This is a genomic window from Burkholderia sp. AW33-5, assembly GCF_053427615.1.
This window is the reverse complement of record NZ_JBSAXA010000013.1, coordinates 158,192-180,270: the sequence shown is the minus strand read 5'-3', so window position 1 is coordinate 180,270 and position 22,079 is coordinate 158,192. Positions and strand designations below refer to the sequence as shown.

19 protein-coding genes are annotated in these 22,079 nt (G+C 67.3%); 12 read left to right on the top strand and 7 right to left on the bottom strand.

What is annotated here, in order from left to right; all coding sequences use genetic code 11:
• Window positions 1-152 precede the first annotated feature (152 nt).
• Window positions 153-935 (bottom strand): Crp/Fnr family transcriptional regulator, encoded by a 783-nt coding sequence (locus ACV22V_RS21195; RefSeq protein WP_448015469.1) that lies wholly within the window; start codon window positions 933-935, stop codon window positions 153-155.
• Between the two features lie 913 nt (window positions 936-1,848).
• Here ACV22V_RS21195 and ACV22V_RS21190 point away from each other — a divergent pair.
• Both ACV22V_RS21190 and ACV22V_RS21185 read left to right on the top strand, forming a co-directional pair.
• Window positions 1,849-2,631: a Crp/Fnr family transcriptional regulator gene (locus ACV22V_RS21190; protein WP_059525170.1), complete on the top strand. Its 783-nt coding sequence runs from the start codon at window positions 1,849-1,851 to the stop codon at window positions 2,629-2,631.
• Window positions 2,632-2,663: 32 nt separating this feature from the next.
• The gene (locus ACV22V_RS21185) at window positions 2,664-4,055 is read left to right on the top strand and encodes an undecaprenyl-phosphate glucose phosphotransferase (RefSeq protein ID WP_448015467.1); all 1,392 of its coding nucleotides are present in this window, start codon (window positions 2,664-2,666) and stop codon (window positions 4,053-4,055) included.
• 82 nt (window positions 4,056-4,137) lie between these two features.
• On the opposite strand, the gene ACV22V_RS21180 is transcribed toward ACV22V_RS21185, so the two are convergent.
• Window positions 4,138-4,311 (bottom strand): hypothetical protein, encoded by a 174-nt coding sequence (locus ACV22V_RS21180; protein WP_175907158.1) that lies wholly within the window; start codon window positions 4,309-4,311, stop codon window positions 4,138-4,140.
• 343 nt (window positions 4,312-4,654) lie between these two features.
• On the opposite strand from ACV22V_RS21180, the gene ACV22V_RS21175 reads away from it, so the two are divergent.
• Both ACV22V_RS21175 and polX read left to right on the top strand, forming a co-directional pair.
• On the top strand, window positions 4,655-5,047 hold the full coding sequence (locus ACV22V_RS21175) for a TraR/DksA family transcriptional regulator (protein ID WP_059525174.1): 393 nt from the start codon (window positions 4,655-4,657) through the stop codon (window positions 5,045-5,047).
• Window positions 5,048-5,216: 169 nt separating this feature from the next.
• Window positions 5,217-6,983, top strand: coding sequence for a DNA polymerase/3'-5' exonuclease PolX (polX, locus tag ACV22V_RS21170; protein WP_448015465.1), 1,767 nt, complete (start codon window positions 5,217-5,219; stop codon window positions 6,981-6,983).
• A 15-nt stretch (window positions 6,984-6,998) separates the two neighbouring features.
• Here polX and ald read toward each other — a convergent pair whose 3' ends face one another.
• The gene (ald, locus tag ACV22V_RS21165) at window positions 6,999-8,114 is read right to left on the bottom strand and encodes an alanine dehydrogenase (protein WP_059525694.1); all 1,116 of its coding nucleotides are present in this window, start codon (window positions 8,112-8,114) and stop codon (window positions 6,999-7,001) included.
• 354 nt (window positions 8,115-8,468) lie between these two features.
• On the opposite strand from ald, the gene ACV22V_RS21160 reads away from it, so the two are divergent.
• Complete coding sequence (locus tag ACV22V_RS21160) at window positions 8,469-8,885, top strand: DUF3995 domain-containing protein (RefSeq protein WP_448015463.1); 417 nt, start codon at window positions 8,469-8,471, stop codon at window positions 8,883-8,885.
• Window positions 8,886-9,129: 244 nt separating this feature from the next.
• Here the strand turns inward: ACV22V_RS21160 and ACV22V_RS21155 are convergent, their stop codons facing one another.
• Window positions 9,130-9,492, bottom strand: coding sequence for a hypothetical protein (locus tag ACV22V_RS21155; protein WP_448015461.1), 363 nt, complete (start codon window positions 9,490-9,492; stop codon window positions 9,130-9,132).
• 6 nt (window positions 9,493-9,498) lie between these two features.
• On the opposite strand from ACV22V_RS21155, the gene ACV22V_RS21150 reads away from it, so the two are divergent.
• From ACV22V_RS21150 to ACV22V_RS21135, 4 genes are all read left to right on the top strand, one after another.
• Window positions 9,499-10,236 carry a gluconate 2-dehydrogenase subunit 3 family protein gene (locus tag ACV22V_RS21150; protein WP_448015459.1) on the top strand — a complete coding sequence of 246 codons (738 nt, stop codon included), beginning with the start codon at window positions 9,499-9,501 and terminating at the stop codon, window positions 10,234-10,236.
• Entirely contained in the window at window positions 10,236-12,014 is a 1,779-nt protein-coding gene (locus ACV22V_RS21145) for a GMC family oxidoreductase (RefSeq protein WP_059525180.1), read from the top strand. Before ACV22V_RS21150 ends, ACV22V_RS21145 begins: the two co-directional genes overlap by 1 nt.
• Window positions 12,011-13,405: a cytochrome c gene (locus ACV22V_RS21140; protein WP_448015457.1), complete on the top strand. Its 1,395-nt coding sequence runs from the start codon at window positions 12,011-12,013 to the stop codon at window positions 13,403-13,405. The genes ACV22V_RS21145 and ACV22V_RS21140 overlap by 4 nt, the downstream gene beginning before the upstream one ends.
• A 209-nt stretch (window positions 13,406-13,614) precedes the next feature.
• Window positions 13,615-15,336 carry a cation:proton antiporter domain-containing protein gene (locus tag ACV22V_RS21135; RefSeq protein ID WP_059525184.1) on the top strand — a complete coding sequence of 574 codons (1,722 nt, stop codon included), beginning with the start codon at window positions 13,615-13,617 and terminating at the stop codon, window positions 15,334-15,336.
• Window positions 15,337-15,466: 130 nt separating this feature from the next.
• On the opposite strand, the gene ACV22V_RS21130 is transcribed toward ACV22V_RS21135, so the two are convergent.
• Both ACV22V_RS21130 and ACV22V_RS21125 read right to left on the bottom strand, forming a co-directional pair.
• Window positions 15,467-17,359, bottom strand: coding sequence for a peptidoglycan D,D-transpeptidase FtsI family protein (locus ACV22V_RS21130; RefSeq protein WP_448015454.1), 1,893 nt, complete (start codon window positions 17,357-17,359; stop codon window positions 15,467-15,469).
• 376 nt (window positions 17,360-17,735) lie between these two features.
• A complete protein-coding gene (locus ACV22V_RS21125) occupies window positions 17,736-18,083 on the bottom strand; it encodes a DUF3564 family protein (protein ID WP_059525188.1) in 348 nt (115 codons plus the stop codon).
• Between the two features lie 647 nt (window positions 18,084-18,730).
• On the opposite strand from ACV22V_RS21125, the gene ACV22V_RS21120 reads away from it, so the two are divergent.
• On the top strand, window positions 18,731-19,942 hold the full coding sequence (locus ACV22V_RS21120) for an SDR family oxidoreductase (protein ID WP_448015451.1): 1,212 nt from the start codon (window positions 18,731-18,733) through the stop codon (window positions 19,940-19,942).
• Between the two features lie 78 nt (window positions 19,943-20,020).
• On the opposite strand, the gene hpaR is transcribed toward ACV22V_RS21120, so the two are convergent.
• A complete protein-coding gene (gene hpaR / locus ACV22V_RS21115) occupies window positions 20,021-20,461 on the bottom strand; it encodes a homoprotocatechuate degradation operon regulator HpaR (RefSeq protein WP_059525192.1) in 441 nt (146 codons plus the stop codon).
• A 160-nt stretch (window positions 20,462-20,621) separates the two neighbouring features.
• On the opposite strand from hpaR, the gene ACV22V_RS21110 reads away from it, so the two are divergent.
• Window positions 20,622-21,311, top strand: a complete 690-nt coding sequence (locus tag ACV22V_RS21110; RefSeq protein WP_448015450.1) for a fumarylacetoacetate hydrolase family protein — start codon at window positions 20,622-20,624, stop codon at window positions 21,309-21,311.
• Complete coding sequence (locus ACV22V_RS21105; protein WP_059525196.1) at window positions 21,308-22,072, top strand: fumarylacetoacetate hydrolase family protein; 765 nt, start codon at window positions 21,308-21,310, stop codon at window positions 22,070-22,072. The genes ACV22V_RS21110 and ACV22V_RS21105 overlap by 4 nt, the downstream gene beginning before the upstream one ends.
• Window positions 22,073-22,079 lie beyond the last annotated feature (7 nt).

The window sequence follows — 22,079 nt, the reverse complement described above, 5'->3', positions numbered from 1 at the left end:
TGTGGTGTCGTCCGCACGGACGGACGCGCGCAGTGCGCTGACATCCCCCCGGCAGTCCGGCATCAGTAGACCACTCGCACGCCCGGCATTCTGTTCGCCACGCTACAATCGGCTGACTCGGATCGCACGCGTGCGCCGAAACGCTATTCGCATCACGCGCGTGCCGCGGCGCTCACGCTCGAGTCGGCCGACAGGATGCGCTTCATCTCGTCGCGCACGATGGCGCGGCAGCCGCACGACATTTTCTCGAGGCCAGCAAGGTCGGCAAGCTCGATCGAGCTCCGGTACTGGCGGATAAGGCCGAGCTTCTGGATCTCCCCGGCTGCGTCCGTGACCGTCTCGCGCCGTACGCCGAGCATCTGCGCGAGCATGCTGTGGGTGATCTGGATCTCGATGCTGCGCGACCGGTCATAGGCAAGCAGGAACCATCTGCACAACTGATGTTTGAGCAGATGATGGCGGCTGCAGAATGTGATCTGCGATACCTGGGCCATCAGGAGCCTCACGCAGACGAACACCAGATGGCGAATCACCGGCGACGCATCGAACGCGGCGGCGAAGATGCGCCGATCGAGCCGGTAGACGAAGCCGTCGCGGCATGCGACGAGACGGCACGGCATCCGGCCGCTGCCGCCGACCACATCGTCGCACACGACGCTCTCGCTGCCGATCTCAGCAACTTCCAGCGTCATGCGGTCGGACGATACGTACTGCAGCGAAATCGCCGTCGTGACGGGCAGGTAAACCGCGGTGAGCATTTCGCCGGGTTCGCACAGCACCTGGCCCGATTTCAGGTGAACGAGCTGAAGGTTGGCAATCAGCGTGGCGCGCTCCTCGCGGTCGAGGGCCGCGAGGAACCGGTTGGCGTCGAAGCTGTGGGAGAGCTCGATCATGCCGCTCGCGTGGGCGACGGCGTCATTGGCCTGGTGGGTCACGGCGCATCCTCGTAGGGGGCGGTCGCACGTCGCGCAGCATCCACGTGGATTTGGCACGCGCGTACGGATTTGAGTTCGTCGGAATTCGAATGCTGATGGCAGGGTAATGCTAGCACGCAATTGAATTCGATAAATTGCGTGCTATGTAAATTCACAAAGTTTGACGATCGTGGATAAATGAAGGCGTTACGTGGATTTGAATATCGTGTCTTCGTGAGTTAATCGGGTTGATATGGATCGGCGGATAAGTCGACAATTATATGCTGATCTGGAATCAATCGGCAGGCGACGCATGTCGTACAGGAAAAGCATTAAGAGTGCATTGAACATTATTTTACAATTGAGATTTCTGTAATGAATTTTACCAATTGAATCATGTGGTTGCGTTGATTGTGTGCGTTTTCTTACAGAGTCTAAAATTAATGTGTCGATTCACGTTTGAGACAGTTTCAAGCGATCATTCGAGGTGTCGCGAGCCGCTCAGGCGTCGCGTGGGACATCACGGAAGCAATTGAAAATGGGTTGTAAGTATTTGAGCGATAAGCTTCGCGCCTCGTTGCTGGAGCCGCCGCATGCCCGGTGGTCAGTTATCAGTCGAATCGCCTGCTGTGTCCATTGCTGCAGAGGGTGTCCGAAAATGAGACGCTTTTTGCGGTTTTCGGTCGGCAATTCAGGGGTTCTAAATCGCGGGTCATTTATATATTAAGGATGAGGCGGGTATTGGCACGTAAATCGCTTATTGAAATCGGCGCATCGAAACGGGACTCCCGATTCGATCCGGCGGCGCGAAGCCGACGGTTGATTGGATGGAGGGTTGTGGGCAGCATCCCACGTCGCCGTCCGGCGCGCATCGCGATAACGAGTTCCGCTGACGCGGCTGCATGCGGCGCGGACGAAAAAATGGGATACAGACATGCTTCATCTTCACTCGAGCTACTCGGCGAACGCCATCCTCGATGCCCTCCCGGAGGACAGCATCCGCGCCATCGCACCGCACCTCGAACTGGTCAGGATCAAGGCAGGCATGCTCGATCGTGTCGGGGAACCGATGCGCCACCTGCATTTCCCGACGACCGCCATGATGTCGGTGCAGCACCTGATGGAGGACGGTGCGATGGTCGAGGTCGCCGTGGTCGGCCGCGAAGGCGTGGTCGGTCTGGCGACGCTCGTCGGCGGTACCGCGATATCGAACCGCGTCGAAGTCCGTATCGGCGGCATGGCCTATCGCGTGCCGACCTGCGTGATGCGCTCGGAATTCGAGCGTTCCCCGGCGACGTATCGGCTGCTGCTGAACTACTGCCAGGCGACGATGGCGCAGATCTCGCGCAGCGCGTTGTGCAACCGGCATCACTCGGTCAGCGAGCAGTTGAGCCGCTGGCTGCTGCTCGCGCATGACCGGATCGACGGCGACGAACTGGCCGTCACGCAGCAGACGATCGCGAACATGCTCGGCGTGCGCCGCGAAGGCGTGACGGAAGCAGCCGGCCACCTGCAGGAAGCCGGGCTGATCCGTCAGCGTCGCGGCCGCATCACGGTGCTCGACCGCGACGGCCTCGAGCGCCAGGCGTGCGAATGCTACGAGCTGATTCGTGCGGACTTTCGCCGGCTGCTCGGCACGCGGAACGGCGCGCGATCGATGCCGGTGCGACCGCGCATGCACGACGTGCACGGCGGATTTCCGGTGCATGGTGCGTGACGATGCACGCGACGGCGGGTGGAACGAATACGATGCGGCGCGCCGCGATCGCCGCGGCCGATGTCGCGCTCGTGCTGGCAGGCGCGCTCGCCGCGCAGGTTGCGACGGGGCTCGCGTGGCGCGATCTGTCGGATGCGCAGCGCGGCGCGATTGCATTGCTGTGCGCGCTGACGGTCGCGTTGTTGCCGCGCAGTGTGCGTGTGTCGCGCGTGGCGTCGTCGTCGCATGACAGCGGAACCGTGCTGACGCGCACGGTGGTGGCCGTCGTGTGCGCGGGCACGCTGACGGTGGCCGGCACGATGTGGATCATGAACCGCGGCGGCACGGTCACGACGCGCTGGATTGCGCGGACGGTGCTGTCCGGCGACGCGGCACTGCTGCTCGGCAGGCTGGCACTGTGCGCGTTGGCGATGAAGCGCGGCGATTCGCGCACGCGGCAGCGGCGGGTCGCGATCGTCGGCGCGACCGCTTACGGACGGGTGGCGATCGAGCGCATGCAGCTCGAGCCGACCGGCCCATTCGCGGCGGCGTGCGTGTTCGACGACGACGCGCCGGCCGCGGCAGCCACCGCCGGGATCGGCGGCGTGCCGGTGATCGGCGACTGGGTCGCGCTTCGGCGCATGATCCGCGGCGGCGAGATCGACGAAGTGTGGCTCACGCTGCCGATGTCGCACGAGTCGCGCATTCAGCGCATCGTGCGCGAACTGCGCGACGAGTTCGTCGAGTTGAGACTGTTGCCGGACGTGCGGCAGATGGCGGTCGTCGAGCGATCCGCGACCGATGTGCTCGGCATGCCGGCAATCAACCTCGCGACCACGCCGCGTTCCGCGCCGGAACTGTGGGCGAAGTTCGCGTTCGACCGGCTGTTCGCGGTCGCCGTGCTGATCCCGCTGCTGCCGCTGCTTGCGGTGCTGGCGATCGCGGTGAAGCTGTCGTCGCCGGGGCCCGTCTTGTTCAGACAGCGCCGCAAGGGTGCCGACGGCCGCGAGTTTCACATCCTCAAGTTCAGGACGATGCGCGTGCATCGCGCACAGCCCGGTGTCGTGCGGCAGGCCTCGCGCAACGATGCGCGCATCACGCCTGTCGGCGCGTTTCTGCGGCGCACGTCACTCGACGAGCTGCCGCAGTTCTTCAACGTGTTGTTCGGCCAGATGTCGGTGGTGGGTCCGCGTCCGCATGCGATCGAACACGACGACTTCTATCGGCAACTGGTCGACTGCTACATGTATCGCTATCGCGTACGGCCCGGGATCACGGGATGGGCGCAGGTGAACGGCTATCGCGGCGAGACGCGCAAGGTCGAGGCGATGGCCGCACGCGTGAAGTTCGATCTGTTCTACATGCAGAACTGGAGCTTCTGGTTCGACATGAAGATCATCCTGATGACGGTCGTGCGTGGCTTCGTCGGGCGCAATGCATTCTGACGAAGAGGATTGCGAAGTATTCTGTGCGGCGTTTTCGTCGTCGATGCGATGCGCCCCGGGACGGCGCACCTGAAACCGCGCGTCAACCGTCCGACGGCGGCTGAGCGGCCGCCGGCAACGCAGCGGGCGTGGCGGCGGGGCTGGCGTCGGGCGCGGCTTGCGCGCTCGACGGCTGGATGGCGTGCTGGATCGTCGGCACGACCATCGTCGGGAACAGGGCCGCAAGGGCCACCCAGATGACGACGCCGAACAACATGACGTTCTCCCTCGAAGCAGCGGATTCGCCGCGCATGTTTTCAATCTATGTCGCAACTTTTTACAGGGGATTGATCGACCTCAACGGCGGCTGCGTCAGACGAATGCGGGTGTGCGGGATTATCGCGTCGGTCCCCCGTTTTCGCGCGCACGAGGTGGGCGCTGACGCCGGTCAACACATGCGTGTGCATTGGGTTTATGCTGCGTCGAAGGCGTCCGGCGCTTCGTGCGGCCGGGCGTGCATCCGGGCGCGGCGAGCCGGGGCGTTCCGGCCCGCCGCGCACCGGCGCGACAACCGCGCGCCGTATGCCCGTTGCGCGGAACCCGAAAAAGGAGAGACGGCGATGGCGCTCGATCAAGAACAACGGCGGACGCTGCAGCAGCGACTGACCGAGAGCGAGCAGGCGTTGCGGGCGGATATCCGCACGAGCGAGGACCAGCGCGCGTCGGAGTCCTACGCGGAGCTCGCCGGCGCGGCGCCGGACGAGGGTGACGAGGCGAACGCCGATCTGTTCGTCGACATGGATCACGCGCTGATCGGGATGAAATTGACCGAGTTGCGTGCGATCGGGCGCGCGCAGCAGCGCATGCGCGACGGCAGCTACGGCGAATGCATCGACTGCGACGCGCCGGTCGGCTACGAGCGGCTGCTCGCACGCCCGACTGCCGAGCGTTGCACGCATTGCCAGTCCCTGTACGAGCGCCGCTACGCGACGACACCGCGCGCATCGCTCTGAGGTATCGGCGCAGGCGCCGCGCAAGCCGCATGTCGCGCGCGACCCGACACGGGCAATCGGTGCGGGATGACCAACGGGTGCCCGCTGTCGTCGACATGCGGCGCCGGGCGGGCAGACACCGGCGCGCCGGCGCACGGCGCGATCCACGTGGAAGGGAGCCACGCTGACCATGCCGATCCACAATGCCGAGTGTGCGGCCGTCTTCGCCGAAATCGCCGACATGCTCGAGATCCAGGGCGCCAATCCATTCAGGGTGCGCGCTTATCGCAACGCGGCCCGCACGATTGCCGACTACGGGCGGGACATTCCCGCGATCATCGCGAGCGGCGGCGATCCCGGCCGGATTCCATCGATCGGTGCCGATCTCGCGGCGAAGCTGCGCGAGATCGCGTCGACCGGCACCTGCGAACTGCAGCAAACGCTGCGCCATGCGCTGCCGGGCGCGATCGTCGAACTGCTCGACGTGCCGGGGCTCGGCGCGAAACGCGTCAAGGCGCTGCATGACGCACTGCACGTCGACTCGCTCGAACAGCTGCGCGCCGAAGCGAAGAGTGGGCACATCCGTGCGCTGCCGGGTTTCGGCGCGAAGACCGAAGCCCATCTGCTCGACGCGATCGACGATCGCCTGAAGCGCGAGCCGCAACGCTTCCTGCTGCCGGATGCCGCGCAATCGCTGATGCCGTTGCTCGAGCGTCTGCGCAAGGTGGCCGGCGTCGGCGAAGCGGTGCCGGCCGGCAGCTTTCGCCGCAGCCGCGAGACGGTCGGCGATCTCGACATCCTCGTGACGGCCCGCGATCCGGCCGCGGTGGCCGATGCGTTCGTCGGCTACGGTGAAGTCGCGCGCGTGCTCGCGAACGGCAAGACGCGTTCGAGCATCATGCTCGGCAACGGGCTGCAGGTGGACCTGCGCGTCGTCGATGCCGACGCGTTCGGCGCGGCGCTCGTCTATTTCACGGGATCGAAGGCGCACAACATCGCACTGCGAAGGATCGCGCAGGCCGGCGGGCTGAAGATCAATGAATACGGCGTATTCCGCGGCGACGAGCGGATCGCGGGCGCGACGGAGGCATCCGTCTACGAGGCGATCGGTCTTCACTGGGTGCCGCCCGAGTTGCGCGAGGACCGCGGCGAGATCGACGCGGCACGCGCGGGCACGCTGCCGGCGCTGGTCGAGCGCAGGCACGTTCATGGCGATCTGCACGCGCATACCGCGGCGTCGGCCGGGCGCGACAGCCTGCGCGCAATGGCGGATGCGGCCCGGGCCCGCGGGCTTGCTTATCTGGCCGTCACCGATCGCGCACCGGATACGAAAGGTCACCGCGCCGATGGCGACTGGCTCGTGCGGCAGATCGACGAGATCGACCGCCTCAACGCGTCATTCGACGACTTCGTGCTGTTGAAGGGCGTCGAGGCCGGCATTCGCGAGGACGGCAGCCTCGACGTGCCCGATGACGTGCTTGGCCGCCTCGACCTGGTCGTCGGCGCGGTGCGCGACGGCTTCGACCTGTCGGGCGACGCGCAGACCGCGCGGATCCTGCGTGCGATGGATCAACCGAATTTCACGATCCTCGCGCATCCGACCGGCCGGCTGCTCGGCGAACGCGACGCATGCGAACTCGACGTGCCGCGCGTGCTCGCCGCGGCCGCCGCGCGCCACTGCTTCGTCGAACTCGACGGCGACCCGCGACGGCTCGATCTGCCGGACGTCTGGTGCCGCGAGGCCGCGAAAGCCGGCGTCGCCGTGGCGATCGGCTCGGACGCACTGTGCGCGAACGATCTGGACAACCTCGGATACGGTATCGGCCAGGCGCGGCGTGGTTGGCTCACGCGGCAGGACGTGCTCAACACGCGCACGCTCGCGCAACTGCGGCCTTTGCTGGCGCGCACGATGCGCGCGAGCGGCGCGTCGAATCGCGGCCGCCCGAAGGGTGCGTGACGGCGCGCGCCGAAGTCAGGCCAGCACGTCTTCCGCCGGTACGTACGGCAGGCCGAGCGCCAGCGCGACGGCCTCGTACGTGATGCGGCCGTCGCATACGTTCAGGCCCGCGCGCAGATGCGGATCGTCTGCCATCGCGCGCTTCCAGCCCTTGTCGGCGAGCGCGAGCGCATGGCCGAGCGTCGCGTTGTTCAACGCGAACGTCGACGTGCGCGCGACCGCGCCGGGCATGTTCGCGACGCAGTAGTGCACGACGCCGTCGACGACGAAGGTCGGCTGCGCATGGGTCGTTGCATGCGATGTCTCGAAGCAGCCGCCCTGATCGATTGCGACGTCGACGACGACCGCCCCCGTGCGCATCGTCGCGATCATGTCGCGCGTGACGAGCCGCGGCGCCGACGCGCCCGGCACGAGCACCGCGCCGATCACGACGTCGGCGTCGCGCACGGCTTCGTCGATGGTGTGCGCGTTCGAGCAGACGGTCGCGATCCGGTTCGCGAAGACCAGGTCGAGCTGGCGCAGCCGGCCCACGTTCGTGTCGAGCACGGTGACGCGTGCGCCGAGGCCGACCGCCATCTGCAGCGCACCGGTGCCCACCACGCCCGCGCCGAGCACCACGACGTGCGCGGCCGGCACGCCGGGCACTCCGGCCATCAGCACGCCGCGGCCGCCGCGCGGGCTTTCGAGGTGCGTCGCCGCGACCTGGATCGACATGCGTCCCGCGACCTCGCTCATCGGCGCGAGCAGCGGCAGCCCGCCGCCGGGGCCCGTCACGGTCTCGTACGCGATGCACACTGCACCGGACTTCACCAGCGCGGCCGCTTGCTCGGGATCGGGCGCGAGATGCAGATACGTATAAAGAATCTGTCCGCGCCGCAGCATCGCGCACTCGGCCGCCTGTGGCTCCTTGACCTTGATGATCATGTCGGCGCGCGCGAAGACGTCGCGCGCGTCGTCGCACAATGCCGCGCCGGCGGCCGTGTAGTCGTCGTCGAGCAGGCCGATCGCGGTGCCCGCGCCGCGCTGCACGAGCACGCCGTGGCCATGCCGCGTGAGTTCGCGTGCACCGGCCGGCGTGAGGCCGACGCGGTATTCGTGGTTCTTGATCTCCTTCGGCACACCGATCAGCATGAGTCGTCTCCATGGGTATTCGTCGTTGTCGTCGTGCCCGGGTGCGCAGCGATCGTCCGATCGAGCGTGCCGGCGAACGGCACGTGTGCGACGGTCGCGCATGCACGGTTCGAGTGCCGCACTGGAATAAAAGGGTAGTGGTGCCCGGAGGGAAGTCAAGCGGCGGCCGGTGAGACGGCGCGCGCGCACTGCACCGCAGCACGCGGCATGGCGCATTGCGACCGGACGTCGCAATGCATGCGGCACGTGGTTTGGGTATCGTCTCGTGTTGCGCGGAACGGGGCCGCGCGCGGCCGGAGCCTGTCCGGCCGGATCACGACACGACGACACGATGAGACAAGGAACCTTACCGAGATGACCGGCGCGTATTTCAGCGTGCCGACGCTTTGTGCGATCGCACTCGTTCACGTCTACTGGGCGTTCGGCGGACGGCTCGGCAAGCGTGCGGCCATTCCCGAACAGGACGGGGTGCCGCTGCTGCGGCCGACCATGCTCGGCACGCTCGCCGTCGCGACGGCATTGCTGGCCGGCGCATGCGTGGTGGCGTCGCGCGCGGGCTGGCTGTGGCCGAACCTGTATCCCGGCGCGATCGCGTTCGCGATCGATGCGCTCGCATTGATCTTCGCGGTGCGCGCGGTCGGCGATTTCCGCTACGTCGGCTTCTTCAAGCGGGTTCGCGGGTCGCGTTTCGCGCGGATGGACAGCGTGTGCTACTCGCCGCTGTGCGTGGCGCTCTCGTTGTCGATCGCGTCGATGCTGTGGCCGTGGTGAGCGTCACGCCCGGCGCGGCAGGCCGTGTGCAGCGACGGGAGCCCTGACGCTCGTCGCGGCGTCGAGATGGAACGCGCAGACCGGGGAGGAGCGGGCGAAGCCCCCGCGCGCATCGCGCCGGCGGGGTGAGCGACGACACGACCGCACCACGGCTCTTGCGCATTCCGGAAAACGATTTCCCCATTATTGCGATTTTCGATGTAATGAATTGCATCGAACCCTTTGGAAATGGAACCGGTTCCATCTATAATTCGCGACGTTTGTCGCCGGGCCCGGAATGAGGGTCGTGCACGATGCGCTTGCCGCCGGCCAGCGCGGCGTCTAAGTTGGATAGGGCCATGGCGATGCAGGGCAGATGCGGGCGGTAAGCCGGTATTTGTCCGACGATCAGACCCGCGAAGAGGTCGACTCCATGCAGCGCGCCGATAACCGGCGCGCTGCGCGGCTGCATGACGGCGCCACCGCGTAACGCGCGGCGTGCGCCCGCATCGAGGTTGTTCGCAACACCGCAAGAACAGGACGGCCGGCCGCGCGCGGCACGGCTGCCGTGCCGGGCATGCCGCATGCGGAATGCGCGCCCCGAACCACGTTCCCCAACGATCACCATCCGACCATGTCCACGCCACCCGACAAACCCAATTCGCGTCGCCGTTTCCTGCGCACGTCGGTCGCGCTCGTGCCGATCGCGTCGGTCGCCGGTTGCGACCTGCGCTCGTCGTCGTCCTCGACCACGGCCGGCAATGCGTCCACCGCATCGGCCAGTGTCGAACGCGCGCCGTACAAGCCGACCTTTTTCGACGCGAAGGAGTGGGCGTTCGTCCAGGCCGCCGTCGACCGCCTGATCCCGGCCGACGCCGAAGGCCCCGGTGCGCTCGAATCCGGCGTGCCCGAATTCATCGACCGCCAGATGGAAACCCCGTACGCGCACGGCGCGACGTGGTACATGCAGGGGCCGTTCCAGCAGGGCGTGCCCGAGCTCGGCTACCAGCTCAAGCTCGTGCCGCGCGACATCTACCGGCTCGGCATCGCGGCGGTCAACCGCTACTGCGAAAAGGCCCACGGCAAGGTGTTCACCGATCTCGACGCGCCGACTCGCGACACCGTGCTCGGCGCACTGGAAAAAGGCGGCGCGCAGATCGACGACGTGCCGTCCGTCGTGTTCTTCGGCCAGTTGCTGCAGAACACGCGCGAAGGCTACTTCTGCGATCCGGTGCATGGCGGCAATCACGACATGGCCGCGTGGAAGATGATCGGTTTTCCGGGCGCGCGCGCCGACTTCATGGATTTCGTCAACCAGAACGGCAAGCCGTACCCGTACGGCCCGGTCTCGATCAACGGGGAGCGCAGCTGATGGCCGCGGAAAAGAAGCCGCACGTCGATGCGGTGATCGTCGGTTTCGGCTGGACCGGCGCGATTCTCGCGAAGGAACTCACCGAAGCGGGCCTGAACGTCGTCGCGCTGGAGCGCGGCGAGTATCGCGACACCTATCCGGACGGCGCGTATCCGAACACGATCGACGAGCTGACCTACAACGTTCGCAAGAAGCTGTTCCTCGACCTGTCGAAAACGACCGTGTCGATCCGCCACGGCGTGCAGGACACCGCGCTGCCTTACCGGCAGCTCGCCGCGTTCCTGCCGGGCGAGGGCGTCGGCGGCGCGGGGCTGCACTGGTCGGGCGTGCATTTCCGGATCACGCCGGAAGAGCTGCGCCTGCGCAGCCATTACGAAGAGCGCTACGGCAAGAAGTTCATCCCGGAAGGGATGACGATCCAGGACACGGGCGTCAGCTACGACGAGCTCGAGCCGTATTTCGACTTCGCCGAGAAGGTGTTCGGCACGTCGGGGCAGGCATATAAGGTCGGCGGCAAGGTGGTCGGCGACGGCAACGTGTTCGAGGCGAACCGCAGCGACAATTTCCCGCTGCCCGCGCAGCTCAACACGTATTCGGCGCAACGCTTCTTCGATGCGGCGAAGTCGCTCGGGCTGCATCCGTACCGGCTGCCGTCGGCGAACACGTCGGGTCCATACACGAACCCGTACGGCGTGCAGATGGGGCCGTGCAACTTCTGCGGCTACTGCAGCGGCTATGCGTGCTACATGTACTCGAAGGCGTCGCCGAACCTGAACATCCTGCCCGCGCTGAAGCAGGTGCCGAACTTCGAGTTGCGCTCGAAGTGCCACGTGCTGCGCGTGGACCTCGACGACACGAAGAAGCGCGCGACAGGCGTCACCTACGTCGACCCGGCAGGCCGTGAAGTGCACCAGCCGGCCGATCTCGTGATCGTCGCGGCGTTCCAGTATCACAACGTGCACCTGCTGTTGCTTTCGGGCATCGGCAAGCCGTACGACCCGATCTCGGGCGAAGGTGTCGTGGGCCGCAATTTCGCGTACCAGAACCTGTCGACGATCAAGGCGTTCTTCGACAAGGACACCTTCACGAACCCGTTCATCGGCGCGGGCGGCAACGGCGTCGCGGTGGACGACTTCAACGCGGACAACTTCGACCATGGCCCGCTCGGCTTCGTCGGCGGTTCGCCGCTGTGGGTGAACCAGGCCGGCGTGAAGCCGATCAGCGGCATCGCGACGCCGCCGGGCACGCCGCAATGGGGCGCCGCGTGGAAGAAGGCCGTGAAGGACAACTACGCGCATACGATCTCGATGGACGCGCACGGCACGAACATGTCGTACCGCGATGTCTACCTCGACCTCGATCCGACCTATCGCGATTCGTACGGCCAGCCGCTCTTGCGGATGACCTTCGACTGGAAGGACAACGACATCAAGATGGCGCAGTACGTGACCGGGCAGATGAAGAAGATCGCGGAGGCGATGGGGCCGAAGGCGATCGGCGTGTCGACGCGCGAGTTCGGCAAGCACTTCGATTCGCGCGCGTACCAGACGACGCACCTGGTCGGCGGCGCGATCATGGGCACCGATCCGAAGACGAGCGTGCTGAACCGCTACCTGCAGTGCTGGGACGTGCACAACGTGTTCGTGATGGGCGCGTCGGCGCTGCCGCAGGGCATCGGCTACAACCCGACCGGGATCATCGCGGCGCTGGCCTACTGGTCGGCACGTGCGATCCGCGAGCAATACCTGAAAAATCCCGCCCCGCTGGTGACCGCATGAAGAGGACAGTGAACCACCACAACGCCGCGCGCCGAATTTCCCCGCTGCGGCGCGCACTGGCGATCGGCACGGCATGGGCGGCGTTCGGTTTCGCGGGCGGCGCGGCCTTCGCGCAACCGGCGGCGCCGGCGGCACAGTCGGCCGACGCGAACCTCGTCAAGCGCGGTGAATACCTCGCCCGCGCGGGCGACTGCATCGCGTGCCACACCGCGAGCGGCGGCAAGCCGTTCGCGGGCGGGCTGAAGTTCGACACGCCGATCGGTGCGATCTATTCGACCAACATCACACCGGACCCGAAGACGGGCCTCGGTGGCTGGACGCTCGACGACTTCACCCGCGCGGTGCGCGAGGGCGTCCGCAAGAACGGCGACACGATGTATCCGGCGATGCCGTATCCATCCTACGCGCGCCTGAGCGACGACGACGTGAAGGCGCTGTATGCGTACTTCATGCACGGCGTCGCGCCGGTCGAACGCGAGAACCGCGCGGTCGACATCGTGTGGCCGCTGTCGATGCGCTGGCCGCTGACGTTCTGGCGCAAGATGTTCGCGCCGGCGCCGAAGCCGTTCGATGCGGCGTCGTACACCGATCCGGTGGTCGCGCGCGGCGCGTATCTCGTGCAGGGTCTCGGCCATTGCGGCGCGTGCCACACGCCGCGCGCGGCGACGATGCAGGAGCGCGCGCTGACCGATGCGGGCGGCCTCGACTTCCTGGCCGGCGGCGCGGCGATCGACGGCTGGGTGCCGACGAGCCTGCGCGGCGAGCCGCGCACCGGGCTCGGCACGTGGAACGAAACCGAGATCGTGCAGTTCCTGAAGACCGGCCGCACGCTGCGCACGGCCGCGTTCGGCGGGATGACGGACGTGGTCGGCCACAGCATGCAGCACATGACCGACGACGACCTGACCGCGATCGCGCGCTACCTGAAGACGCTGCCGCCGCGCGTGCAGGGCGAGCAGCCGCACGTGTACGACGCGGCCGCGGCGAAGGCACTGCAGACCGGTGACGCGAGCAAGCCCGGCGCCGCCGTCTATCGCGACAACTGCATGGCGTGCCACCGCAGCGACGGCCACGGCTACACGCGCGTGTTCCCGGCGCTCGCGGGCAACCCGGTCGTGCAAAGCGAGGACCCGACGTCGCTGATTCACGTCGTCCTGGAAGGCAGCGCGCTGCAGGGCACGCACACCGCGCCGTCGACCTTCACGATGCCGCCGTTCGGCTGGCGCCTGTCGGACCAGGAAGTCGCGGACGTGTCGAACTTCGTGCGCACGAGCTGGGGCAATACGGGCGCGGCGATCACGGCCGCGCAGGTCGCGAAGGTGCGCAAGAGCACGCCGTCGACGCGGCCGGAGCCGCCGCCGGGCGCGCGGTTCCCGCAGGCGTCGCGCTGACGCGCGCGGCGGGGCGCCGGGCCCCGCCCGATCGATCCGCCTCGCGCTGCCGGCTAGCTTTTGAGACGTGTTCCGACCGCCCGGGGTAGTACCCCGCAATGGCGGGCCATCGCGTGAATTTTTCGCGGCGGCCCGCCATTTTTCCATCTCATCCCTTATCCTTCCATTCTTGAACCTTACTAAATAGTTACAAGAACTCGGGAGGGGGGATGCCTCATGACGTCAGCCTGATTGCGTTGCTCGCGGCCGGTTTCGGTCTCGCGATGATCTTCGGTTACCTCGCGTCACTGCTGAAAATGCCGCCGCTCGTCGGCTATCTGCTTGCCGGGATCGTGATCGGCCCCGGCACGCCCGGTTTCGTCGGCGACCTGTCGCTCGCGCAGCAGCTCGCGGAAGTCGGCGTGATGCTGCTGATGTTCGGCGTCGGCCTGCATTTCTCGCTCGGCGACCTGCTCGCGGTGCGCAAGATCGCGCTGCCGGGGGCCGTCGTCCAGATTACCGTCGCGACGTTGCTCGGCGGCGGGCTCGCGCTCACGTGGGGCTGGAGCCTCGGCGCGGCGCTCGTGTTCGGGCTCGCGCTGTCGGTCGCGAGCACGGTCGTGCTGCTGCGGGCGCTCGAGGGGCGCGGGCTCGTCGAGACGGTGAACGGGCGCATCGCGGTCGGCTGGCTCGTCGTCGAGGATCTCGTGATGGTGCTCGTGCTCGTGCTGCTGCCGCCCGTCGCGGGGCTGCTCGGCGGCACGCCGCCCGGCGACGCGCACGCGGCCGGCGGCAGCGTGTGGGGCACGCTCGGCGTCACGATGCTGAAAGTGGCCGCGTTCATCGCGCTGATGCTCGTGGTCGGCAAGCGCGTGTTTCCGCGCATCCTGTGGCTCGTCGCGCGCACCGGTTCGCGCGAGCTGTTCACGCTGTGCATGATTGCCGCGGCGGTCGGCATCGCGTTCGGCGCGGCGAAGCTGTTCGACGTGTCGTTCGCGCTCGGCGCGTTCTTCGCCGGGATGATGATGCGCGAGTCGGAGTTCAGCCGGCGCGCGGCCGACGAGACGCTGCCGCTGCGCGACGCATTCTCGGTGCTGTTCTTCATTTCGGTCGGGATGCTGTTCGACCCGACGGTGCTGCTCACCGAGCCGCTGCACGTGATCGAGGTCGCGGCGATCGTGCTGGTCGGCAAGACGCTCGCGGCGGTCGCGCTCGTGATCGCGTTCCGCTATCCGTTGAACACCGCGCTGACGGTCGGCGCGGGCCTCGCGCAGATCGGCGAATTCTCGTTCATTCTCGCGGGGCTCGGTCGTGCGCTCGGGCTGCTGTCGGCCGAAGGGCAGAGCCTGATCCTCGCGGTCGCGCTGATCTCGATCGCAATGAACACGCTGCTGTTCGCGATGATCGATCCGGCGCTCGCGTGGATCCGCAAGCATTCGGCGTTCGCGCGCAAGCTCGAGGCACGCGACGATCCGCTCGCCGCGCTGCCGATGTCGACGCCGCAGACGCATCTGACCGGGCAGGTCGTGATCGTCGGCTACGGCAAGGTCGGCACGCGGATCGCGCATGCGCTGGACGAGCGCGGAATCGCGTATGTCGTCGTCGAGCAGAATCGCGAGCTCGTCGAGAAGCTGCGCGCGGACGGCGTCGCCGCCGTGTCGGGCGATGCGATCGAGCCGATCGTGCTCGTCCAGGCGCATATCGCGCGCGCCGGGATGCTGGTCGTCACGTTGCCGGACGTATTCGACGTGCGGCAGATCGTCGAGATCTCGCGCACGCTGAATCCGACGCTGGAGGTCGTGCTGTGCACGAACAGTAGCGACGAGGCCGCGTTGCTGTCGAGCGAGGGCGTCGGCACCGTGTTCATGGGCGAGAGCGAACTCGCGCGCGGAATGACCGAGCACGTGCTCGGCAGGATGGTGAAGCCGGTGGCGGCCGCGCACGCGCATTGACGGTCGCGCGGCCGGATTCGCGCGGATAGAGGGAGCGTATCGGCCGGCGGAAAGCGGGCGTGCCGGGCATTCGACACGGCGAACGATCGACCTGTTCGCCGCGCGCGGCGCCGAGTGCGCCCCGGCGGCTTCAGCCTGCCGCCGCCTTCGCCTGTACGGCCGCGCCGGATTGCGCGGCCGTTTTCACGGGCGCCGATGCCTTCTGCTCGGCCGCCGTCTTCGGTTGCGCCGCGGCCTTCGGCGCCGCGACGGTCTTCTGCGCCGCGGCCTTGACCGGCGCATTCGGCGTCGGCTCGACCGGGGCGTCGGGCGGCACGCCGAGCAACTGCAGCGAGCCGCTCGTGACCGACGAGAACACCGGGCCGGCCACCGTGCCGCCGTAATAGCCCTTGCCGCGCGGCTCGTCGATCATCACCGCGACGATCAGGCGCGGGTTGCTCATCGGCGCCATCCCAGCGAACAATGCGCGGTACTTGCCCTTCGCATAGGTCGCGCCGACCTGCTTGCGCGCCGTGCCCGTCTTGCCGCCGATCCGGTAGCCGTCGACCCGCGCGCGGCGCCCGGTGCCGCCTTCGCCGACGGCCGACTCGAGCATCGCGCGGATCGCCGCCGCGGTTTGCGGCGACGTCACGCGGTGGCCGCGATGCGCGTTGATCGTCTGCGGGTCGGAGCCGTTCTTCAGCAGCGACACCGGGTGCAGCGTGCCGTCGCCCGCGTAGGCGGTGTAGGTCTGCGCGATCTGCAGCAGCGACATCGACAGCCCGTAGCCGTACGCCATCGTCGCCTGCTCGATCGGCCGCCAGCGCTTGTAGCCGCGCAGGCGGCCCGACGCGACGCCCGGGAACGTCAGCTCCGGCGCGCGGCCGATCCCGTATTCTTGGTACTTGTTCCAGATCGTTTCGGCGGGCAGGTTCAGCGCCAGCTTCGCGAGCGCGACGTTGCTCGACTTCTGCAGCGCCTGCGAGACGGTCAGCGAGCCGTGGTTCGACGTGTCGTGGATCACGGCCGGGCCGATCTTGTAGGTGCCGGGCGACGTGTTGATGATCGTGTTCGGTGTGACCTTGCGCTCGTCGATGGACAGCGCGACGACGAGCGGCTTGATCGTCGAACCCGGCTCGAACGTGTCGATCACCGCGCGGTTGCGCAGCTGCTGGCCCGTCAGCCGGGCGCGGTCGTTCGGGTCGAAGGTCGGGTAGTTCGCGAGCGCGAGGATTTCCCCGTTCTGCGCGTCGAGCACGACCACGCTGCCGGCTACCGCGTTGTTCTCGAGCACCGCGGCCTTGAGCTGGCTGAACGCGAGCTGCTGGATGCGCCGGTCGATCGTCAGTTCGATCGTCGCGCCGTGCTGCGCGGGCACGAGCGGACGCGTGTCGGACACGATGCGGCCCAGTCGATCGCGGATCACCTCGCGCTGCCCGGCAGTGCCCGACAGCCGCCCGTTCGCCGCGAGCTCGACGCCTTCCTGGCCCTTGTCCTCGACGTTGGTGAAGCCGACCACGTGCGCGGCCGATTCGCCCTCGGGATAGAAGCGCTTCGAGTCGGCGATCTGCGTGATGCCGTCGATCTCGAGCTTGTCGAGCCGGCTGGCGGTGTCGGCGTCGATCTGCCGCTTGAGCAGCACGAACGTCCGGTCGTTGCGCAGGCGGCGCTTCACTTCCACGAGCGGCATGTCGAGCAGCTTCGCGATCTGCGGATAGTCGATTTCGGCGACCTGTTTCGGATTTGCCCAGATTTCATAGGTCGACAGGCTGACCGCGAGCATCGCGCCGTTGCGGTCGACGATGCGCCCGCGCATCGCGTCGAGCTCGATCGTGCGCTGGTAGCGCTTCTGGCCTTGCCCGACGTAGAAATCCTGGTTCGCGACCTGCACCCAGAAGGCGCGTCCGATCAGCGCGGCGAAACCGAGGGACACCATGATCACAACCAGCTTCGAGCGCCACATCGGCAGGCGTGACGCGAGCATCGGATGCTTGGTCGCGGCGGCGTATGGATCGGCGGGGTGGGTCTTCTTTTTCACGCTCATGCAAGGGCCGGGTCGGGCCGCCGGACGGCGGCAAGTCAGTCGGAATAATGTGATTGTAATAAATGAGTAAACATCATGTGGGGAAAGTGTGTTTCGGCCCCGTAAAAGATCGGCGTTTCCGCCCGGGCACGGTCGGGAAAAGGTGGGGGCGGGGCGAAATGGCGGCGCGGCCTGACGTGCTGACGCAACGGAGCCGGAATGGAGGGGGCGGATCGTTACCGTCGCCGCGGTTCGATTAACCCGGCCCCGATTAATTCAGGGACCGGAAAATAATAAGGCGCCTTGGAAGAGAGGCGCCTTATTGATGAATATCGAAATGAATATCGCGGAAACCGGAATAAACCCGAAAACCGCAGAGGATTGCCGTCAAAAATACCTATCGCGCGACGGAAATAAATTCATGGTATTCCGGCTCCGCCGTGGAACGATCGACCGCTTGCAGACGCCATGCACCGTCGGGGTGCTCGCCAGCGAGCACCGCGGGACCTTGTTCGCGCTGCGTCGCGCTGAACGACAGCCCCTTCAACTGGCACACGGCCTTCCCGCTGTCGGCCGCGCAGAGGGCCATTGCGCCTTCCACGTCCCGAACCTTGCCCCAGCTCGGAAGATCGATCCCCTGGTGAGCCTCGCGTGACCACAGCCCCTCGTCGGTATCGACCCAGAGCACCGCGAAGGAGTGACGGGTTGCCGACTCGCTGCCATTAATCCGAATAGTGAGGCGCATTGGATCGTCTCCTGAAGAAAATGACACATTCGACCGTTTTGGTTTGACCAGTCTAGATAGACTGCGGTGAAACGCAAGTGATAATCCGCAATAAATCCGAATTGCGCCTATAGGCGTTTCCCGATGAAACGATGTCTGACGATCCGCCGCGATCGTGACGGCGCGCGCAAACGCAAGCGCAGCATGAGCCGCGCACCGCGATCGGACCCTGGCGTGTCCCGGACATGCGATGACCCCGTGAGAGGCCGCGTCGAAGTGTCGCGCCGAAACGAGGGCTCCGCGCGCATCGGCCGTCCGGCCGCTGACGCATCCCGAATGCTGCCGGCCCGGACGTTTCGACGATTTGAGCGCCTGGCCGACGCGACACACTCCGACATTCGCGTACAAATCCTCACACTTTCACGAAACTTTCAGGACAGACTTGCGGGCGATCAGGCCCCACACTTGGATTTTCCGATCCTGCGCCGTGGACGCCCGTCCGCGGCGGGCCGCCGCCTCGTGCCAGAGACGCGATCGACGCGATCACGGGCCGCAGCCCGATCGGGATTGCCGGGGCGAGCGTCGGCCCCGGCCCGGCCGACAGCCGCGCGCCGCTCCGCGATCCGGGGCGGCCGCGCCGTCCGGCCGATTCTTCGAAGGAGACTATCGTGCTGATCTGGAAAACCGCGTTGTCGCTCAACTGGCGCACGAGCCTCGTGTCGCCGGCCAGCGCACCGGTCGCGGCGGCCAACGTCGGACGGCTGGTGCTCACCGGCGCCACCGGCTTCATCGGCAGTACCGTGCTGACGGCGCTCGTCAACGCCGGGTTGCTCGAGCGCATCGTGTGTGTCGTGCGTGCGGAGAATCGCGGCCACGCGGTCGCGCGTTTGCGTGAAGCGGCGTTGCGCGCGGGGCTCGCGCCGTACTGGGCATCGCGTCTCGGCGACGCGAACGTGGTCGTCGGTGCGCTCGGCGACGTGTGGCAGGGCACCGACGCGTCGCGTCTCGCCGGCGCGACGCACGTGATCCATTGCGCGGGCCATGCGTCGCCGGCCGACGGCTCGCACTTGCAGGCCGACATCGCCGATTCGCTGCGCTTTGCCGAACGGTTCGCGCACGCGCCGCAACTGCAGCGTTTCGTATACGTCGGCACCGCCTATGCGCACGCGGGCCGCGGCGGGATCGTGTACGAGGCGACGGCGGGCGCATCGGCGAGCGACGCGGCGCAGGGCGGCGACGGGTTGCACGGCGCGGTGCTCGCGGCGGACTACCTGCAAGCGAAGGCGGAAACGGAGCAGCGCCTGCGCGCGCTCGGGCTGCCGCTCGTCGTCGTGCGTCCGTCGCACGTCGTCGGTCACACGGTGCTCGGCACGCGGCCCGCACCGAATTCGTTCTGGATGTTCCGCGTGGCGCACGCGGCGCGGCGCTTTACCGCGCGGTCGATGACGCGCATCGACATCGTGTCGGTCGACGACGTCGCGCGCGCGACGATGCTGCTGGCCGTGAAGCCGACGCTGATGCACGACGTGTACCACGTGTCGGCCGGCGAAGAGGCGCCGCAGGTCGCGCAGATCGTGCGCGCGATGGACGAGGCGGCCGGCATGACGGGCGCGCCGCGCTACGTGGCCTGTGCGCCGGCCGAACTGCCGCTCGTGGTGCGCGACGTGCTCGGGCGATCCGATCCGGCGCTCGAACGCGTGATCGGCCGCGCGTTGCAGCGTTGCGCGGAGTTCGCGATGGTCGATCGCGTGTTCGACAACCGCCGCGTGCGCGACGAAATCGATTTCGAGCCGCTGCCGTTCATCGATTACGTCGAGGAGTGCATGCGCACGTCGCGCGGCGTCGCGGTGACAGAACTGATGCGCGGCACGCTGCACTGAGCGCCCGCGCGATTCGGGGCCTGCCGATTCCCGGCGGCCGGTTCGCCGCCGCTCGCGGCGGTCCGGCGACGGCAGGCCCTACGACGCGCTGCCGAGTTCGATCAGGCGGTCGAGCGCGCGGTAGATGTCATCCAGGCCGTCCTGGCCGAAACGCGCTTCAAGCTGACGATACTGCTCGTCGATGCGCGGACCGATTTCCGTGACCAGTTTCCTGCTTTGCGGCGTCAGGCTCACCAGCAGCCGGCGCTGATCTTCCTGCGCGCGCGTGCGCGTAATCAGGCCGTCGCGCTCCATCCGTTCCAGCACGCCCGTGAGACTCGGGCTCAGGATGCAGCAGCGGCGCGCGATCTGTCCCGCTTCGAGCGCGTGCGAAGGCTCGCCGTCGAGCACGCGGATGATCCGCCACTGCTGTTCGGTCAGCGCGAATTCCTTGAGAATGGGGCGGAACAGGCCCATCAGCGTTTCGCGGGCCTCGAGCAGCAGCATGGCCAGATTGCGATGGTCGAGCGTACGGTTCATCGGGGTGGGTAGAGGTGCAGAGGACGGGGACGCATCAATCTTAACAGCCGATGGTGATGAATTTCGCGTATCAGGGTAATCGAGGTTGCGGGCATTCGATTGTTTACTTAAGATGTTAACTATTGACGATGCGCCGCGACGCGCGGCAGGGGAATGACGCATGGAGCTGTCCTGCATGACCGCCGCGGCGCCGCCGCTGCCGGTCGCCATCGGTACCGTCTACGGTGCGCTGCTCAACGAGCGCGCCGCACTCGACGCGCTCGGCGACGCCGTGCACGCGCCGCCTTACGGCCGTCCGCCGCAGGCACCGATCCTTTACATCAAACCGGCCAACACGCACGCAGCCGACGGCGCGGCCGTCGTGGTGCCGGCGGGCGTCGATGCGCTGGAGATCGGCGCATCGGTGGCCGTCGTGTTCTCGCGGCGCGCGACGCGCGTGCCGGCCGCGCGGGCGCTCGACTACGTGCATGGCTTCACGCTCGCGAGCGACGTGTCGGTTCCGCATCCCGATTACTACCGTCCGGCCGTGCGCTTCAAATGTCGCGACGGTTTCTGCCCGCTGGGGCCGGCGATCGTGCCGGCGGCCGCGCTCGGGGACATCGACGCGATCGGCCTGACTGTACGGATCGACGGCCGCACCGCGGTGTCCGCATCGACCGCCACGCTGATCCGCCCGGTGCGCGAGCTGATCGCCGACGTGACGGCGTTCATGTCGTTCGACGCGGGCGACGTGCTGCTGCTCGGCGTCGCGGGTGGCGCTCCGCGTGCCCGCGCGGGCAGCACGGTCGAGATTGACGCTGCCGGCATCGGCACGTTGCGGCATACGCTGATTGCGGAGGAAGCACGATGAAGACGGCGCGCGTGATCTACAACGGCGCACTGCATGCTGCCGAACCGGCCGGCGACGGCGCGATCCGCCTCGACACGGGGCGCGTGCTCGCCGAGGACGCGGTGACGTGGCTGCCGCCCGTCGCACCGCGCACGACGTTCGCGCTCGGCCTCAACTACGCGGACCACGCGAAGGAACTCGCGTTCAAGGCACCGAGCGAGCCGCTGATTTTCCTGAAGGGGCCGAACACGTTCATCGGCCATCGGTCGCACACCGTGCGCCCGGCGGACGCGACGCACATGCATTACGAGTGCGAGCTGGCCGTCGTGATCGGCCGCCCGGCGCGCAACGTGAGCCGGACGCGGGCAATCGACTACGTTGCCGGCTACACGGTCGCAAACGACTATGCGATCCGCGATTACCTCGAAAACTACTACCGCCCGAACCTGCGCGTGAAGAACCGCGACACCTGCACGCCGCTCGGGCCGTGGTTCGTCAGCCGCGACGAGATCGGCGATGCGGGCGGCCTCATGCTGCGCACGACGGTGAACGGCCGGGAGACGCAGCGCGGCAGCACGCGCGACATGATCTTCGACGTACCCGCGCTGATCGAGCACATCAGCGGTTTCATGACGCTCTCGCCGGGCGATCTGATCCTGACCGGCACGCCTGAAGGGCTGGCCGACACGAAGCCGGGCGACGAGGTGGTGACCGAAATCGAAGGGATCGGCCGGCTCGTGAACACGATCGTCGGCGAAGCTGACTACTATCGCGCCGGCTGAGCCCGTC

What these genes read in the sequence shown, in the direction of transcription:
- ACV22V_RS21145 (WP_059525180.1), top strand. Translation starts at nt 10,236, where the DNA reads ATGGCCGCGGAAAAGAAGCCGCACGTCGATGCGGTGATCGTCGGTTTC.
- ACV22V_RS21110 (WP_448015450.1), top strand. Translation starts at nt 20,622, where the DNA reads ATGGAGCTGTCCTGCATGACCGCCGCGGCGCCGCCGCTGCCGGTCGCC.
- ACV22V_RS21130 (WP_448015454.1), bottom strand. Translation starts at nt 17,359, where the DNA reads ATGAGCGTGAAAAAGAAGACCCACCCCGCCGATCCATACGCCGCCGCG.
- ACV22V_RS21125 (WP_059525188.1), bottom strand. Translation starts at nt 18,083, where the DNA reads ATGCGCCTCACTATTCGGATTAATGGCAGCGAGTCGGCAACCCGTCAC.
- ACV22V_RS21155 (WP_448015461.1), bottom strand. Translation starts at nt 9,492, where the DNA reads ATGGTGATCGTTGGGGAACGTGGTTCGGGGCGCGCATTCCGCATGCGG.
- ACV22V_RS21175 (WP_059525174.1), top strand. Translation starts at nt 4,655, where the DNA reads ATGGCGCTCGATCAAGAACAACGGCGGACGCTGCAGCAGCGACTGACC.
- ACV22V_RS21105 (WP_059525196.1), top strand. Translation starts at nt 21,308, where the DNA reads ATGAAGACGGCGCGCGTGATCTACAACGGCGCACTGCATGCTGCCGAA.
- ACV22V_RS21190 (WP_059525170.1), top strand. Translation starts at nt 1,849, where the DNA reads ATGCTTCATCTTCACTCGAGCTACTCGGCGAACGCCATCCTCGATGCC.
- ACV22V_RS21135 (WP_059525184.1), top strand. Translation starts at nt 13,615, where the DNA reads ATGCCTCATGACGTCAGCCTGATTGCGTTGCTCGCGGCCGGTTTCGGT.
- polX (WP_448015465.1), top strand. Translation starts at nt 5,217, where the DNA reads ATGCCGATCCACAATGCCGAGTGTGCGGCCGTCTTCGCCGAAATCGCC.
- ACV22V_RS21160 (WP_448015463.1), top strand. Translation starts at nt 8,469, where the DNA reads ATGACCGGCGCGTATTTCAGCGTGCCGACGCTTTGTGCGATCGCACTC.
- ACV22V_RS21180 (WP_175907158.1), bottom strand. Translation starts at nt 4,311, where the DNA reads ATGTTGTTCGGCGTCGTCATCTGGGTGGCCCTTGCGGCCCTGTTCCCG.
- ACV22V_RS21185 (WP_448015467.1), top strand. Translation starts at nt 2,664, where the DNA reads ATGCGGCGCGCCGCGATCGCCGCGGCCGATGTCGCGCTCGTGCTGGCA.
- hpaR (WP_059525192.1), bottom strand. Translation starts at nt 20,461, where the DNA reads ATGAACCGTACGCTCGACCATCGCAATCTGGCCATGCTGCTGCTCGAG.
- ACV22V_RS21140 (WP_448015457.1), top strand. Translation starts at nt 12,011, where the DNA reads ATGAAGAGGACAGTGAACCACCACAACGCCGCGCGCCGAATTTCCCCG.
- ald (WP_059525694.1), bottom strand. Translation starts at nt 8,114, where the DNA reads ATGCTGATCGGTGTGCCGAAGGAGATCAAGAACCACGAATACCGCGTC.
- ACV22V_RS21150 (WP_448015459.1), top strand. Translation starts at nt 9,499, where the DNA reads ATGTCCACGCCACCCGACAAACCCAATTCGCGTCGCCGTTTCCTGCGC.